The following is a 14,651-nucleotide window of genomic DNA, read 5'->3' as shown; positions in this document are numbered from 1 at the left end:
CCCTCGCCCCGCTCAGGTCTCCGGCGCCATCGGCATCATCTTGCCCGACCAGGCGATGCGGCCGGTGGGCTGGCCGGTCGGCGACCCGCCCATCGGCTCGACCGAAACGAGGAAGACGAGGCCGGCGGCCGGATCCAGCGGCATGTGGCGCCGCATCGGGGCCATGCCCGGGCTCAGCATGCCCACCGATTCCGGCGCCGCCTTGCCGGCGACCAGCCAGAGCTGGAGGCTGCGCCCCGCCTCGGGCGCCATCGCCATCGGCACCACCTTCAGCATCTGGCGCGTCCGGTCATAGGCGACGAGCACCGCGGGCGCGCCGCCCTGCTCGGTCAGCGCGGCGACCGAGCCGTGCATCATCGGCTCGGCCGGCTGCTGCGGCCGCATCGCGACGCCGGCCATGACGAGCGCGAGCAGCGAGGCGGCCAGCGTGCCGGCACGCCATCGGGCGAGGCGACGATTGTCGTTCGCGGCCGGCGGAACGGCGGCCGCGGCGGGCGGCGCATCGCCGATCGCCCGCTCTATCCGCATCCACACCGCGTCGGGTGGCGCCACCTCGGGCGCGGCGAGGCCGAGCGGCATCAGCCGCTCGCGCCAGGCGGCGACCGCGGCGGCCTGCTCCGGCTCGCGCGCGAGGCGGAGCAGAAAGGCGCGCCGCTCCTCTGCATCCAGCGTGCCGAGCACGAACTCGGCGGCGTCGAGATCGGGATGCTCAGCCATCGAGGCAGGTCTTCAGCGAGGCGAGGCCGCGGTGCAGCCAGGTCTTGATCGTGCCGGTCGGCTTGCCCAGCCGTCCGGCCAGCTCCTCGCGGCTGTCGCCATGGACATAGGCGGCGAGGATCAGATCGCGCAGTCCCTCTTCCAGCCGGCCGAGACAGGCGGCAAGCGCGGCGAGCAGTTCGGCCGAGGCGCCCTCGGGCCGGGCGATCAGCAGCTCGGGTTCGAGCGGGGCATGGCGATCGCCGCCGCGCGCCGCCTGCACGCGGCGCGCGTCGATCGCGGCGTTGCGCGCGATCGCGGCGAGCCAGGTGATCGGGCGGCCGCGCGCGGCATCATAGCCGGCGGCGTTGCGCCAGATCCGCACATAGCCGTCCTGCATCGCGTCCTCGGCCTGCTGCCTGTCGGGCAAGATACGGAGGATGATGCCGTAAAGTTTCGCCGAGGTGCGTTCGTAGAGGGCACGGAACGCCGCCCTGTCCCCCTCCCCGGTCGCCACCAGCAACTCCTCGAGCGAGGGCGCGCCGCTCACGCCTCCACCCAGCGCGCCACCGCGGCGTCGTCCGACGCGCAGGCTTCCACCCAGCGCGCGCGGCCATCGGCGAATCGCTCCCGCTTCCAGAAGGGCGCGCCGGTCTTCAGCCAGTCGATCAGGAAGGCGCAGGCCTCCAGCGCGGCGGCGCGGCGCGGCGAGGTGACGCCGACGAAGACGATGCGATCGCCCACCTTGAGCCGGCCGTGGCGGTGGATCACGCCCACGCCGAGCAGCGGCCAGCGGTGCACCGCCTCGGCGACGATCGCCTCGACCGCCTTCAGCGTCATGCCGGGATAATGTTCCAGCTCCATGTCGATCAGGCCGCCGTCGCTGCGCACCAGCCCGATGAAGCTGGCGAGCGCGCCGCCGCCGAGGCCTTCGAGCCGGGCCAGCTCGGCGCCGGGATCGAAATCCCCCTCCTGGATGCGGACCGAAATCATCCGCCCGTCACCGGCGGAAACAGCGCCACTTCGCGCGCGCCGACGATCGACGCGTCGAGCGGCACGAACGCCTGGTCGACCGCGGCGCGCAACCGGGCGCGATCCGCGAAGGCCTCGGCATAGCCGCCGCCGCGCTGGGCGAGCCAGCCGATCAGCGAATCGACCGTATCGATGCCGTCGGGACACAGGACGGATTCACCACCCTTGCCAATGGCCTCGCGGACCCAGGCGAAATAGAGAAGCTCGAGGGGCATCAGCTCTTCAGTCCATGTGCTTTATGCCGACGCGAAGATAATCCCATCCGGTCACCAAGGTAAGAGCTGCCGCCAGCCACAGGCTGACCAGGCCGACCGCCTTGACCAGCGGCCATCCGGTCAGCGCTCCGGCGAGGATCAGCGCGCCGAGCGAGACGAGCTGGAAGGTCGTCTTCCACTTGGCCAGTCGGCTCACCGGCAGCGAGACGCGCACTTCCGCGAGGAATTCGCGTAGGCCCGAAACCGCGATCTCGCGCAGCAGGATCACCAGCGCGGCGACCACGTGCCAGCCCTGAATGTCCTGCGTCGCGACCAGCATCAGGATCACCGCGGCGACCATGATCTTGTCCGCGATCGGATCGAGGAAGATGCCGAGCTTGCTCACCGTGCCTTGCGCGCGGGCGAGATAACCGTCGAAATAGTCCGTGATGGCCATCAGCGCATAGAGCGCGAAGGCCAGCATATAGCCGAGCCAGGGCGGCCCCAGCCAGACGGGTTGCCAGAGCAGGGCCACCAGCAGCGGCACGGCGACGATGCGCGAAAGCGTCAGGATGTTGGGCAAGGTCAGCATGGAATGCGCAACCTAGAACAGGATCGACGACGATTGAACCACCTCCGCTATGGCCGGAATCGCTTCCCTGCGTAATCAGGACGTAAACCAACGACTTTGACCTTGGCATAGAGGCTGCGCTATGGCCCGGCCGGACAGAGAAGCCACGAGAGCAACGCCCACTCCATGCACGCATCCGTCCGGCTCCTCGCCCAGCGGCGTTTCCTGCCGCTGTTCGCGACCCAGTTCCTGAACGCGTTCAACGACAATCTGTACAAGACCGCCATGGTGATTCTCGTCACCTACGGCATCTATTCGGACGAAACCCGGGAGGCGCAGTTCAATGCGCTGGCGGGCGGCCTGTTCATCCTGCCCTTCCTGTTGCTTTCCGCCGTTTCCGGCCAGCTTGCCGACTGTCACGACAAGTCGCGCATCATCCGCATCGTGAAGACGGCGGAGATCTTCATCATGACGGCCGGCGCCGCGGGGCTGCTGCTCCATTCCGTGCCGCTGATGCTCGCCGCCCTGTTTTGCATGGGCGTGCACTCCACCTTCTTCGGCCCGATCAAATATGCGATCCTGCCCCAGCATCTGGAGGGGGACGAGGTGCTCGGCGGCACCGGCCTGGTCGAGGCGGGCACTTATTGCGCAATCCTGACGGGCACCATCCTGGGCGGCGTGATCCCGACGCAGACGGCGGCGATACTCGTGCTGCTGATCGCGGTGATCGGCCGGATCTGCGGCCAGCAGGTGCCGGATGCACCGCCGGACACGCGTGACGCGGGCGTCGATTTCCACATCCTGCGCTCCTCGATCCATCTCGTCTCCTCGACGATGCATGTGCCGCGGCTCTTCCGCGCGATCATCGCGATCAGCGTCTTCTGGGGCCAGGGCGCGATCCTGGCCGCGCAATTCCCGCCGCTGGTCAAGAATGTGCTGGGTGCCGACGCGCATGTCGCAACGCTCTTCCTTTCGGTCTTCTCGGTGGGTGTCGCGCTGGGATCGGTGGCGATCAACCGCTTGCTAAACGGCACCGTCTCGGCCCGCTTCGCGCCGATCTCGGCGATCGTGATGGGGCTGTTCGTGCTCGATCTCTACCGGGTGGTGAAGGGCTGGCCCGTGCCTGGCGACGATCTCGTCGATTTCGCGCACTTCATCCAGATGCCCGGTGCCCAGCATGTCCTGATCGACCTGTTCGGTGTCGCCGTATCGGGCGGAATGTTCGTGGTGCCGCTCTACGCCTTCCTGACCACCACCGTTTCCAAGGCGCAGACCGGCCGGACGGTGGCGGCGAACAACATCGTCAACTCGGCCGCCATGGTGGTGGCGGCGGCGATCCTGTTCGTGCTGGTGCATATCGGCGTGTCGGTGGCCGACACGCTGCTGTTCGTGGCAATCGCAAGTGTAGGCGCCGCGGCGATGGCGTGGCGCCTACACAAGGCTTGCGACTGAAGGACCCACCAAAAACATGATCCCGATCAGGCGTGCAGCGGATCTTCCCGCTGCACGTCGAGCATCGGCCACACCGCTTCCAGGGTGGGACGGACGATCAAGGTCGCCCGATTGAGGCTCACATAGACATTCTGCTTCTCGGCCGACAGCTTGAGCGCCATCGCCGCTTGTTGAAGAACTTCGGCAGGAACATTCGACATTAGGGACTCCCCCGCATGCGCCCCGGAAACCCCACGATTCCTGGGCGGCCTTTGCAATGTCCCCTGTATTGGACAATGGGCAAGAAAGGCTTTCTAGACGATGAACAATGTTACATTTTGTATTGATAGCCGACACTTGCCCCTACGCATAGTGTCATGTCCTGCGTCATAGTGGAAATAATTGCGTATATCGGTTGAGCCGGCCGCTTGTTGCAGGCGGGCAGGAAGCGTAGACTCGGCGCCTCCAGAAGAGGCGAGGAGACGCCGGATGCGCAGCCTGCCACGGGCCGTTCCGATCGGATCGATATTCCTTCTTTCCGCTACGGCAGGCTGGTCGTTTCGGCCCCCCGCCGCGCCGCCGAAGCTCTCCCCGGTCGCCGCTTCCGAGCAGATATTGGCGACCCGCAATGATGCCGTGAACCGCATTACCGTGCCCGTCAGCATCGATGGCAAGGGTCCTTATCATTTTGTCGTCGATACGGGCGCGGATCGCACCGTGATCTCCCGCGAGCTCGCCGGGGCGCTGGCGCTGAAGCCGGGTGGGCCGGTGACCATGCTGAGCATGGGCGGCGTCGATCAGGTGCCCACCGCGATCGTCCCCGGCCTGCAGCTCAGCGCCGACCGGATGGAGGACATACGCGCGCCGATGCTCGCCGAATCGGACCTGAGCGCGCAGGGCCTGCTCGGCATAGACAGCCTCGCCGCCAAGCGGGTGGTGATGGACTTCCGCGCGCGCCAGATGACGATCGTCGATGCCGACCAGCCCGAGGTCCGCGCGACCGACGAGATCGTGGTGCGCGCCCGTCGGCGATTCGGCCAGCTCATCCTGGTGGATGCCGATGTCGACGGAGAGAGCGTCGCGGTGATCATCGACACGGGGTCCCAGACCACCATCGGCAATGCCGCGCTGCGCAGCCGCCTCTCCCGCTCGAACGCGATCGGATCGCTGCAGCGGATCAATCTCATCAGCGTGATGGGCCGCGAGATTCCCGCCGTCTACACGCAGGTGCAGCATGTCCGCGTCGGCGGCATCACGGTGAACAACATGCCGATTGCCTTCGCCGACGCCAAGCCGTTCCACGCGCTCGGCCTCACCGGCCGGCCGGCGCTGCTGCTCGGCATGGACGTGCTGCGCACCTTCGACCGCGTTTCCGTCGATTTCGCCAACAAGCGGGTGCGCTTCCTGCTGCCGACGCCGGGCGCGAAGCTGCCCGGCACCCGGCTCGCGGCACTGTAAAAGGGCGCGAACGCCCCTCCGCCGTCCTGCGGACGCCCCCTCCTCATTTCCGATGAGGAGCATGCGGCAGACATCCGGCCACTCCGCGCTGCCCTCGCGGAGGCGAGGCCGCTATAGGGCGGCCAACGAATCGGAAAGGGACTTTCATGAAATTCTTCGTCGACACCGCCGACACCAAGGAGATCGCGGATCTCGCCGCCACCGGGCTGCTCGACGGCGTCACCACCAACCCCTCGCTGATCCACAAGTCGGGCCGCAAGTTCCTCGAGGTGGTCGAGGAGATTTGCGGCCTGGTCGAAGGGCCGGTCTCTGCCGAGGTGGTCGCGCTCGACCATGAGGGGATGATGAAGGAAGCCGCGATCCTCCGGAAGATCGCCGACAATGTCTGCGTAAAGGTGCCGCTCACCGTCGACGGGCTCAAGACCTGCAAGGCGCTGACCGGCGACGGCGCCATGGTGAACGTCACGCTCTGCTTCTCGGCCAACCAGGCGCTGCTCGCCGCCAAGGCCGGCGCCACCTTCATCTCGCCCTTCGTCGGCCGCCACGACGATGTCGGCTTCGACGGCATGGAGCTGATCTCCGACATCCGCCTGATCTATGACAATTACGGTTTCGATACCGAGATCCTCGTCGCCAGCGTCCGCCATCCGATCCATGTGCTGCAGAGCGCGAAGATCGGTGCCGACGTAATGACCGCCCCGCCGGCGGTGATCCGCCAGCTTTTCAAGCATCCGCTGACCGACAACGGCATCGCCGCCTTCCTCGCCGACTGGCAGAAGACCGGCCAGGCCATCGGCTGAGAGGACCGTCCCGGCTCCCCGCCCGCGATACTCTGTCGGATTCACGCTTCGGTTCGGTCGCGCTTTCCTCCTTTGGGTCATGCCAGCGGAAGCTGGCATCACTCTCGGCAGGCGGCCGGACGACAGTGGAGAGCGACCCCGGCTTCCGCTGGGTGACGAAGCACAAAACTTCCTATCGACGATGCGTCAATGCCGCGGCCCTGCGAGGAGGGGAGACGAACCCGTCCCCCCTTCCCGAGGCGACCGCGCCCGCCTCGAAATTTTGCGCTGCGCCATGGCATTTTAACCATCCTGCGCTACACTTCCGTCCATGGGCAAGGTGATCGACTTCGAGGACCGGGCGATGGCGTCGCTGCGTCGGCGCGTTGCCGAGGTCGAGGAAGCGAATCAGGATCTGATCGCTTTCGCCCGCGGCCATAGCGGCGCCGTCTCGGCGATCCATGAGGCGGTGATAGCGGCGGTGGATGCCGAGGGGCTGGATCATCTCATCCACATCATCACCCATCACTGGCCGGACGTGCTCGGCGTGGATGCGGTCGCGCTCGCCCTCTTCGTCGGAGACAAGGGGATCCGCGCGGACATGTCCGGCCTCCAGTTCGTCGAGAGCCGGATGATCGAACGGGCGATCGCCGGGATAGAGGGGGTGGTGCTGCGCGGCGTCGAGCGCGGCCATCCGCTGTTCGGCCCCGCATCCGAGCTGATTCGCACCGAGGCGCTCATCCGCCTCGATGGCGAGGCGCCCCTGCCCTCCGGCCTGCTCGCGCTCGGCCAGCGCCGCGCCCAGGGGTTCGAAACCCGGCACGGATCGGAGCTGCTGCTCTTCCTTGGCCGCGTAACGACGCGGATGATGGGGCGGTGGCTGCTTCCCTGACCCCCGCCCGACCCTCGCTCGACGATCATCCCGCGCGCCTGATCGTCATACGGTGGGACAAGCATCTGCGCCATGATCGCCGCCGGTCGGATCATACCGCGCGCGCCTATGTCGCCACCGCGCACCGGTTGATCGGCTTTCTCGGCCGCCACCGCGGCGCGGCGGTGGACGCGGCGATGCTCGCCGCCGTCGAGCCCGCGGATCTGCGCGCCTATCTCGCCGAGCGGCGCGGAGACGGCATCGGCAACACGTCCGCCGCGCGCGAGCTGTCGGCGGTGCGCGGCTTCCTCGCCTTCGCGCTGGGCGAAGGACAATCCCTGCCCCGGCTCAAGGGCCCCCGCGTGAAACGCGGCGTGCCGCGCCCGGTATCGCCCGACGAAGCCGTCGCGCTGGCCGAGGACGCGGCCGAATCCGCCTCCGCGCCATGGATCGCCGCGCGCGACCTGGCGGTGCTGCTGCTGCTCTATGGCGCGGGCTTACGCGTCGGGGAGGCGATGGGTCTCACAGGGGAGATATTACCGCTGGGCGAGTCGATGCGCGTCACCGGCAAGCGCGCCAAGACGCGCATCGTGCCGCTGCTGGCGCCGGTGCGCGCCGCGATCGACGATTATGTGCGGCAATGCCCCTGGCCGATGGAACGCGGCGCCCCCTTGTTCCGCGGCGCGCGCGGCGGCCCGCTTTCGGCCGATCTGGTGCGCCGCGCGGTACGGGGCGCCAGGGCGCGGCTGGGCCTGTCCGAAAGAACTACTCCGCACGCCCTGCGCCACAGCTTCGCGACGCACCTGCTCGGCCGTGGGGCGGACCTGCGCTCGCTGCAGGAACTGCTGGGCCATGCCAGCCTGTCCTCCACGCAGATCTACACGGCCGTCGACGCCGCGCACCTGCTCGACGTATATCGCAACGCCCATCCGCGCGCGTGATACCGCCGCTCGTCCCGCAGAGCAGGGTGATCGCATAGCATCGCGGCAGGCGTCTCCCCTTCCGCGGGCGGGAGGGGAAGGCGCGCTCGCGATCGCTTATTTCTTGAGCGAAAGCAGATAGTCGGCGATCGCAGCGGCCTGCTTCGGATCCTTCTGGCCGGCATAAGCCATTTTCGTGCCCGGAACGACGCCGCGCGGATCGCTGATGAAGGCGATCAGCTTGTCCCGCGTCCAGCTTATGCCCGCCTTCTGCATGGCCGGCGAATAGCTGTAGCCTGCCACCGTGCCCGCCTTACGGTCGCCGATGCCCCACAGATTCGGCCCGACGCCATTGGGCGCGCCTTCGTCCACCTTGTGGCAGACGCCGCACATCGCAAAGCTGCCCGGCTTGGCGACGGGCGCGGCATTCGCGGACCCGGCGAATCCGGCGGCCAACAGTGCGGCACTCGTCACCAAAAGAAAGCGGCCCATTCGATTCTCCGAACATTTACGTATGTGTTTCTGAGCGTTGATCGCTGAACAGCTATTGAATGGGGCGGTCCGGCGCAAGCGCCGCCTCAAAACGGCTATACGACTGTTGCGTTATGGACCCGTAACGTGAGATTGATTTATGTAAAGAGCAGCTGAGAGGGCAGCTGATATAACGGTCGCATGAAAACCTAAGAGCGAAGGGAGGAGACGGAAACTCCAGCTTCGGCTGTCTGTCTCATCGAGCAACCAAGCGGTCGTGTGTCGGACTGACGAAGGGGAAGCCATGATCCGTTCCGAATTGGTAGCAATGCTGGCGAAGCAGAATCCCGACCTTTCGTTGAAAGAGGTCGAGAGGGTGGTGAGCACGTTCTTCGAGGCGATCAACGCGCAGCTGGCCGAGGGGGGCCGGGTCGAGCTGCGCGGCTTCGGCGCGTTCTCGACGCGTTCGCGCACGGCGCGAACGGGCCGCAATCCACGTACCGGCGATCCCGTCGAGGTCGACGCCAAGAGCGTGCCATATTTCAAGCCCGGCAAGGAAATGCGGGCGCGCCTCAACGTCTGAAAGCCGGTTCGACGCGCGCAGCTTCCGATCGATGCTTGGCGGTGCCATCGCAGCGCTCTATAGCCCTGCCTCGGCCGTGCGGGCGTGGCGAAATCGGTAGACGCAACGGACTTAGGCCGAACACTGAGTGCCCGTGGGGAAACCCGCGGTGCAGAACTGCTCAAAGTCGGGGAACCCTTCCTCTGGGAATCCCGAGCCAAGCCCGGCAACGGGAAGGTGTAGAGACTAGACGGGCAGCACCTAAACGCCGGCACCCCGGCGCATGGTGAAGGGATAGTCCAGACCCCAAACGCTTCGGATTTCGGGGCGGCGGCGAAAGCCGTAGCAGGTAAGAAAATCCGTAAGGCGAAAGCCTGTGGGGGTTCGAGTCCCCCCGCCCGCACCATTTTTCGTCTTGCCTCAGGCGCCGGCGGCGACATCCGTCGCCCTGGTTATCCTCGCAGGTTCGGGGATGTCGTTTTTCATCCTCCCCCTGTGGCGAGGATGACGCCATAGAAACCCTTCGAACCTCGCAATCCGCCTACAACGGGAGACACCTCATGATCGACATCGAGCGCCTCCGTTCGGAGACGCCCGGCTGCGGGCCGCGTGCCTATCTGCACAATGCCGGCGCCGCGCTGATGCCCCGGCCGGTGATCGACGCGGTGAAGGCCCATATCGATCTGGAGGCGCAGATCGGCGGCTATGCCGCTGCGGCGCGGGTCGCGGATCGTATCGAGGGGCTTTATCGCTCCGTCGCCGCACTGCTGAACGCGGCGCCGGACGAGATCGCCCTGGCCGAAAGCGCGACCGTCGCCTGGCAGCGCGCCTTCTACAGCCTGCCCTTCGGCCCCGGCGACCGCATCCTCACCGCCGAGGCCGAATATGGCGCCAACTACGTCGCCTTCCTGCAGGTCGCCAGGCGCACCGGCGCGGTGATCGACGTCATCCCCAGCGATGCGGACGGCGCGCTCGACGTCGCCGCGCTGGAGGCGATGATCGACGATCGCGTGAAGCTGATCGCGATCACTTGGGTTCCGACCAACGGCGGGCTGGTCAATCCCGCCGCCGCCGTCGGCCGGATCGCGCAGGCGCAAGGCATCCCCTATCTTCTCGACGCCTGTCAGGCGGTCGGCCAGATGCCGGTGGACGTCGAGGCGATCGGCTGCGACATGCTGACCGCCACCGGCCGCAAATTCCTGCGCGGGCCGCGCGGCACCGGCTTCCTCTACATGCGCCGTGCCCTGCTCGATCGCACCGAGCCGGCGATGATCGACCATGCCGGTGCGCCCTGGGTGACGCACGACAGCTACCGGCTGCGCGACGATGCCCGCCGCTTCGAGCCGTGGGAAAGCAACATCGCCGATCGGCTCGGCCTCGCCGCCGCGATCGACTATGCCCGCGCCATCGGCCTGGAGGCGATCGCCGATCGCTGCGCCCTGCTCTCCGATCGGCTGCGCGCGGGGCTCGCCGCGATCCCGGGCGTACGGCTGCGCGATCTCGGCACTCACCCCTGCGCGATCGTCAGCTTCACCATCGATGGCGTCGACGCCGACGCCGCGGTGCGCGCCGCGGACGCCGCCGGCATCACCATCGGCGTCTCCGATCCCGCCAGCACCCGCCTCGACGCCGAGGCCCGACGCCTGCCCACCCTGATCCGCGCCTCGCCGCATTATTATAACGAGGAGGCGGAGATCGACCGGCTGGTGGCGCTGTGCGGAGGGTTGGCACGATAGCCCGCCTTCATCCTCCCCGGAACGGGGAGGATGAAAGGAGTCCCCCTAAGCCGCGCCGAGATCGATCGGGCCGATAATCTCGCGATAGCGTGCAATGGCGTAGCGGTCGGTCATGCCCGCGATGAAATCGGCGATGTGGCGGGCGCGCGCCGGTTGGTCCTCGGGCAGACGTAGGCGCCAGTCTTCGGGCATCAGCGCGGGATCGGCGCGATAGGCCTCGGCCAGCGCCGCAATCACGCGATGCGCCTTCTCCCCGGCGGCGAGCTGCGCCGGGTGATGATAGAGGCGGGCATACATGAAGCGGGTGAATTCCTTCTCCTCCGCCTCGATCTGCGGCGAGAAGCCGGCCAGCGGGCGCCCCGCGGCACGCACCTCGTCCACGCTGGCGACGCCCGATTCCACGATGCGGCGGCGGGTTTCCTCCAGCACGTCGTTGACCATCCGGCCGATCTGCTCGCGGATCAGCTCGGGCACCAGCCGCGTGCGATCGAGATCGGGATAGCGCGCCCGCGCCGTCGCCCAGCCCGGCGCGATCAACGGCAGCTCCAGCACCTCGTCCAGATCGATCAGCCCGGCGCGCAGGCCGTCATCGATATCGTGATTGTCATAGGCGATGTCGTCCGACACCGCGGCGATCTGCGCCTCGAGCGACGGCCAGTTGTCGAGATCCAGCGGAAAGGCCGCATCCACCTCGCGCAGCGCCCAGCCCGGCGCCGCGACCGGGCCGTTATGCTTGGCCAATCCCTCCAGCATCTCCCAGCTCAGATTGAGTCCTTGCCAACGCGGATAGGGCGATTCCAGGTGGGTCAGGATACGCAGCGTATGGGCATTGTGATCGAAACCGCCGGCATCGGCCATCGCCGCGCTCAGCGCCTCCTCGCCCGAATGGCCGAAGGGCGGATGGCCGAAATCATGCGCGAGGCACAGCGCCTCGGTGAGATCCTCGTTGAGCGCCAGCGCACGCGCCATGGTGCGGCCGATCTGCGCCACCTCCAGGCTGTGCGTCAGCCGAACCCGGAAATGATCGCCGCCTGGCGCGACGAACACTTGCGTCTTGTGGCGCAGCCGGCGGAAGGCGATGGAATGGATGATGCGATCGCGATCCCGCTGAAAGGCATCGCGCGGCCCCCGCGTCTCACCGCCAGGCTCGACATGCAAACGCCCCCGGCTGCGAGCGGGATCGGCGGCGTAGGGCGCGAGCATATGCGGCATGGCCGGCGCCATGCCTGCTCATGATGGCGGTTTCAAGCACGCGGCGAATTTCAAGGCGTCAAACACGCATGCTCCGCGGCAGAGCCTGGAACATCGGCGGTAAAATCTGAACCGTCATGCCAGCGGAAGCTGGCATCGCTCTCGGCGGGCAACCGGATGACTGTTGCGAGCGACCCCAGCTTCCGCTGGGGTGACGAAGAAGAAAAAACTCCAAATCGCGAGTGGCGAGACTCCTCCCCTCACTTCGTGGAGATCTTCTCCACCGTCGATCCCTTGCGGCTGGTGAACTGGATGCCCGACACGCCCTGCTTGGCGAGCTTGTTCACGAAATCCTGCGCTTCCTCGTCGGTCTTGAACGGGCCGACCAGGATGCGGTTCGATCCCTTCCAGGGCGTGGAGGACGGCGTCCGGCCTTGCAGCAGGCGGCTCTTGCTCTTCACCTGATCCCAGGCCTTGCCGAGATTGGCCTTGTTCGATCCGCTCGCCACCTGCACCCAGAAACGGTCGCCTGCCGACTTGCCATCCTTCGCGGAGGCATCGTCGCCCTTGTCGGAAGCACCCTTGCCGCCGGCCTTGCCCTTGGCGTCCTTGGCATCCTTTGCGGACTTGTCGTCCTTCGCGGCCAGCGCGAGGCATTTGGCGCTCTGCCTGGCACTGCGGCCATGGGTCCGGCCCTTGGCAGCCGTGGCGCATTCTTCCTCGGCAGCGGTCTTGCCGGCGGCCTTGCCCTTGGCGTCGGTCTTGGCCTCCGCCTCGCGCACCTTGCCGTCGCCCGCGGCGCACTTGGCGCTCGGCGCTGCGCCACGGCGATGGGCACTGTGCGCCGTGCGGCCCGCGGTCGCCGGCGTGCAGTCCTCATCCCTGGTCTTGACGGTGGCGCTCTTGTCCTTGCCGCCGTCCTCGTCCCTGGCGGCCGACTTCGTCTTGTCCGGCGCCCTTGCCTTTTCGACCGGCCTGGTCGCGGCAGAGGCGGGTTTGAGATCGACCGGATCGATCGCGGCAAGATTGGCCGGCTTCGGCGCGGCCGGGCGCGGAGCAGGCTTCGCCGTTCCGGGGTCTGCCGGCGCACCATAGGTCGCGCGCGGCGGCATGGCCGTAGCTTGGGCCGCAGGCGCGGGTACGGTCTGCGGGACGGGGGCGCGCTGGCCCGGCGTGTCCGAACCGTCGGCTGGCGGACCATAGACCTGGCGGACCGGCATCGGATCGGCCCTGACGGGCATTGCCGTGGCCGGAGGTTCGGAACTGGCCGCCTGCCGCGCCCCGGCTGACGCAGCCGCCAGAGCAGAAGCAGGCGATACCGCCGGCCGGCTGGCCGGCGCGACCGGTCCGGCGGTCGCGCGGTCGGCGGCGTCGGCGAGGCGCATCTCGACGCTCGGCGCGGGTGGCTTCGGCGATGCAGCGGTCGGCGAGGTGGCTCGGCCCGTGGAGTCAGCCAGCTTCGTCTCCACCGAGGTGGCTCCGGCCGGCGGGCGCTCCGCAGCGCCGATGCGCGACACATCGGGCGCGATCACGAATTCCTGCGAGGGACGGCTGGCCTGCCGCTGCTGCTGCTGCTGCTGGGCGCGCGCGTTCCGCGACGGCTGGATCGGCTGCACGGGCTGGACCGGCTGAGTGGAGGGTGTCGCATCGCCCTCGTCGCCGTCCGCAGCCTCGGCAGTACGGCCGAGCGGCTTGCCGGTGGGGATCAGCGCCCGATCGGGCCGATCCGCCGATGCCGCCGATGCCGCCGGAGCTGGCGGCAGGCCGCCGCCAAATTGTGAGGCGGAGGAGAGCACGTCCTGCGCGCTCGCCAGCTGCGTGCGGCTCTTCGCATCGGTCTCGGCATCCGCCGGAATCTGACCGAAATTGACCGCCATCGCCTTCTGCGCCGGCTTCAGCGTGCCGATCTTGGAAAGGAACGGCGCGATCGCGGCCGCCTGGTTGGATGGCATCAGCAGCTTGGCGGTATCGCTCGCCGCCTGCGGGTCGCCGGTCAGCGCATAGATGAAGGCGCGTGCGCGCCAGGCTGCCTTGTCCTGCTTGCGCAACAGCGGATCGAGCACCGTCATCGCGCCCGTGCGATCCCCACCGATCGCCATCGACAGCGCCATGCGGCGCGTCGTCTCATCGTTCGGACCCTTGCTGAGCGCCAGCGCATAATCGCGCTGCGCTCGCTTCGGATCGCCGCGCAGATCCCAGGCGAGGCCGCGATCGGCCGCGATGCTGGCGTCGGGAACGCCGAGCGACACGGCCTGGTCGAACAGCTTCAGTGCGGCGCGCGGTTGGCCGATCTGGACGAGCGCGGAGGCGAGCCCCGCCTTCACCTTGCCATCCGTCGGCGCCACCTGCTCGGCACGCGCGAAGAAGCCGATCGCCGCATTGCCGTCGCCAATGTCCAGCGCTGCGCGCCCGGCGCCCGTCAATGCGGTCAGATCCCGCGGGCGGGCGGCCAGCACGCGCAGGTAACGCGCCAGCGCCTCAGCCGGATCAGCCCGCGCCTCGGCGGCGCGGGCATCCAGCACCGGATCGTCGGGGACGGCGGGCGTGTCATCCTGCGCGCGCAGGGCGCCCGACCAGGCGATTGTAAAAAGCGAGGCCGCGAGCAACGCCGCGGGGCGGGTGAGTCGGATTTTCATGATATGAGCCGCATAAAAGCGGACCCACTGATGGCCGCAAGCTGAACGTGAGTCCAGACGCGGCAAGCCGGTCCCACCCGAAGATGAACGGGCAGAGGCGTCG

The 14,651-nt window shown here is 67.9% G+C and carries 16 protein-coding genes; 7 read left to right on the top strand and 9 right to left on the bottom strand.

Going from position 1 to position 14,651, the window contains the following annotated elements; all coding sequences use genetic code 11:
- Window positions 1-12 precede the first annotated feature (12 nt).
- From GQY20_RS05540 to pgsA, 5 genes are read right to left on the bottom strand one after another with little or no spacing between them, the layout of a single operon-like run.
- A complete protein-coding gene (locus GQY20_RS05540) occupies window positions 13-717 on the bottom strand; it encodes an anti-sigma factor (protein WP_157215986.1) in 705 nt (234 codons plus the stop codon).
- Window positions 710-1,246 carry a sigma-70 family RNA polymerase sigma factor gene (locus GQY20_RS05535; RefSeq protein ID WP_157215985.1) on the bottom strand — a complete coding sequence of 179 codons (537 nt, stop codon included), beginning with the start codon at window positions 1,244-1,246 and terminating at the stop codon, window positions 710-712. The genes GQY20_RS05540 and GQY20_RS05535 overlap by 8 nt, the downstream gene beginning before the upstream one ends.
- Window positions 1,243-1,689, bottom strand: coding sequence for a molybdenum cofactor biosynthesis protein MoaE (locus tag GQY20_RS05530; protein WP_157215984.1), 447 nt, complete (start codon window positions 1,687-1,689; stop codon window positions 1,243-1,245). Before GQY20_RS05530 ends, GQY20_RS05535 begins: the two co-directional genes overlap by 4 nt.
- Window positions 1,686-1,943, bottom strand: a complete 258-nt coding sequence (moaD, locus tag GQY20_RS05525) for a molybdopterin converting factor subunit 1 (protein ID WP_157215983.1) — start codon at window positions 1,941-1,943, stop codon at window positions 1,686-1,688. The genes GQY20_RS05530 and moaD overlap by 4 nt, the downstream gene beginning before the upstream one ends.
- A 7-nt stretch (window positions 1,944-1,950) precedes the next feature.
- Entirely contained in the window at window positions 1,951-2,514 is a 564-nt protein-coding gene (gene pgsA / locus GQY20_RS05520; protein WP_157215982.1) for a CDP-diacylglycerol--glycerol-3-phosphate 3-phosphatidyltransferase, read from the bottom strand.
- 165 nt (window positions 2,515-2,679) lie between these two features.
- Between pgsA and GQY20_RS05515 the strand changes: the two genes are divergently transcribed.
- Window positions 2,680-3,945: an MFS transporter gene (locus GQY20_RS05515; RefSeq protein ID WP_157215981.1), complete on the top strand. Its 1,266-nt coding sequence runs from the start codon at window positions 2,680-2,682 to the stop codon at window positions 3,943-3,945.
- A 26-nt stretch (window positions 3,946-3,971) separates the two neighbouring features.
- On the opposite strand, the gene GQY20_RS05510 is transcribed toward GQY20_RS05515, so the two are convergent.
- Window positions 3,972-4,145, bottom strand: a complete 174-nt coding sequence (locus GQY20_RS05510; RefSeq protein ID WP_157215980.1) for a hypothetical protein — start codon at window positions 4,143-4,145, stop codon at window positions 3,972-3,974.
- Between the two features lie 268 nt (window positions 4,146-4,413).
- On the opposite strand from GQY20_RS05510, the gene GQY20_RS05505 reads away from it, so the two are divergent.
- The 4 genes from GQY20_RS05505 (at window position 4,414) to GQY20_RS05490 (ending at window position 7,973) form a co-directional block, all read left to right on the top strand.
- Entirely contained in the window at window positions 4,414-5,382 is a 969-nt protein-coding gene (locus GQY20_RS05505) for a retropepsin-like aspartic protease (RefSeq protein WP_157215979.1), read from the top strand.
- 146 nt (window positions 5,383-5,528) lie between these two features.
- A complete protein-coding gene (gene fsa / locus GQY20_RS05500) occupies window positions 5,529-6,182 on the top strand; it encodes a fructose-6-phosphate aldolase (protein WP_157215978.1) in 654 nt (217 codons plus the stop codon).
- A 343-nt stretch (window positions 6,183-6,525) separates the two neighbouring features.
- Complete coding sequence (locus GQY20_RS05495) at window positions 6,526-7,053, top strand: DUF484 family protein (protein ID WP_232475892.1); 528 nt, start codon at window positions 6,526-6,528, stop codon at window positions 7,051-7,053.
- Between the two features lie 38 nt (window positions 7,054-7,091).
- Entirely contained in the window at window positions 7,092-7,973 is an 882-nt protein-coding gene (locus tag GQY20_RS05490) for a tyrosine recombinase XerC (protein WP_157216180.1), read from the top strand.
- A 96-nt stretch (window positions 7,974-8,069) separates the two neighbouring features.
- Here GQY20_RS05490 and GQY20_RS05485 read toward each other — a convergent pair whose 3' ends face one another.
- The gene (locus GQY20_RS05485) at window positions 8,070-8,444 is read right to left on the bottom strand and encodes a c-type cytochrome (RefSeq protein WP_157215976.1); all 375 of its coding nucleotides are present in this window, start codon (window positions 8,442-8,444) and stop codon (window positions 8,070-8,072) included.
- Between the two features lie 283 nt (window positions 8,445-8,727).
- Between GQY20_RS05485 and GQY20_RS05480 the strand changes: the two genes are divergently transcribed.
- Both GQY20_RS05480 and GQY20_RS05475 read left to right on the top strand, forming a co-directional pair.
- Complete coding sequence (locus tag GQY20_RS05480) at window positions 8,728-9,006, top strand: integration host factor subunit beta (RefSeq protein ID WP_157215975.1); 279 nt, start codon at window positions 8,728-8,730, stop codon at window positions 9,004-9,006.
- Between the two features lie 539 nt (window positions 9,007-9,545).
- Window positions 9,546-10,721: an aminotransferase class V-fold PLP-dependent enzyme gene (locus GQY20_RS05475; RefSeq protein ID WP_157215974.1), complete on the top strand. Its 1,176-nt coding sequence runs from the start codon at window positions 9,546-9,548 to the stop codon at window positions 10,719-10,721.
- Between the two features lie 45 nt (window positions 10,722-10,766).
- Here GQY20_RS05475 and GQY20_RS05470 read toward each other — a convergent pair whose 3' ends face one another.
- Window positions 10,767-11,945, bottom strand: a complete 1,179-nt coding sequence (locus tag GQY20_RS05470; RefSeq protein ID WP_232475891.1) for a deoxyguanosinetriphosphate triphosphohydrolase — start codon at window positions 11,943-11,945, stop codon at window positions 10,767-10,769.
- Window positions 11,946-12,172: 227 nt separating this feature from the next.
- Entirely contained in the window at window positions 12,173-14,548 is a 2,376-nt protein-coding gene (locus GQY20_RS05465; RefSeq protein ID WP_157215973.1) for an SPOR domain-containing protein, read from the bottom strand.
- Window positions 14,549-14,651 lie beyond the last annotated feature (103 nt).

Origin of the sequence: Flavisphingomonas formosensis (genome assembly GCF_009755815.1) — a bacterium.
GTDB classification, from domain to species: domain Bacteria; phylum Pseudomonadota; class Alphaproteobacteria; order Sphingomonadales; family Sphingomonadaceae; genus Flavisphingomonas; species Flavisphingomonas formosensis.
The sequence above is the reverse complement of the archived record's forward strand: the minus strand, read 5'-3'. Positions and strand labels throughout refer to the sequence as shown.